This window comes from Exiguobacterium qingdaonense, assembly GCF_018617855.1.
GTDB lineage: Bacteria > Bacillota > Bacilli > Exiguobacteriales > Exiguobacteriaceae > Exiguobacterium > Exiguobacterium qingdaonense.
Map to the genome: position 1 here is coordinate 1 of NZ_JACSKY010000031.1, position 665 is coordinate 665.

1 protein-coding gene is annotated in these 665 nt (G+C 60.3%); it reads right to left on the reverse strand.

What is annotated here, in order from left to right; all coding sequences use genetic code 11:
• Window positions 1-392 (reverse strand): transposase (locus KNP00_RS14070; protein ID WP_215146297.1); only part of this gene is annotated, 392 nt, incomplete at its 3' end.
• Window positions 393-665 lie beyond the last annotated feature (273 nt).

A 665-nucleotide genomic window follows, 5' to 3' on the forward strand; every position in this document is an offset into this window, starting at 1 on the left:
CGCACGATGTCCTCGAAGATTTCCTGGAACACGTCGTTGTCGTGAAAACGACGCCGGTAGGCCTGGCTGATCGTCGAATGGTCGGGCACCTTCTCGTCGATGCCGAGACCGAGGAACCAGCGATAGGCGAGGTTCGTCTGAACCTCCTTCACGGTCTGACGGACGGAACGGATGTTGAACAGCGGACCGAGGAGGATGATCTTGATGATGATCTCGGGATCGATGCCGGGCGTCCCGGTGTTCGAATAGAGCGGGGCGCAGAGGCGGTGGACGATCGAGAAGTCGATGTGGCGGTCGAGTTTTCGGACGAGGTGATCCTGCGGGACCAACTGGTCCAACGTGGTCTCCGTCTGGATCGCTTCGTGTCGTTTCTCAGGATGGGCGCGGTACATATCGGGTTCCTCCTTTTGATGACGGGCGGGCTCGGCGTTTACCTTCCCTTTCCCCTTTTGGACCGATTCGAAGTATGTACCGGGCTTTTTCTTCGGCCGTCGAGGCCTCAGAAAAAGACAAACGGCCGTCAGAGGACGACCGTTTGTGTTGCTCGCCCGACGGCGCCCCGACTCCTGCAGGAAAGCAATCCGACGGAGACCCAGCAGCGACCTAGGTCGCGATGCGGCTCCGGGATTGCCTGCGGAAAGCGTGGGCGCCGGAAAGGCGAGCGA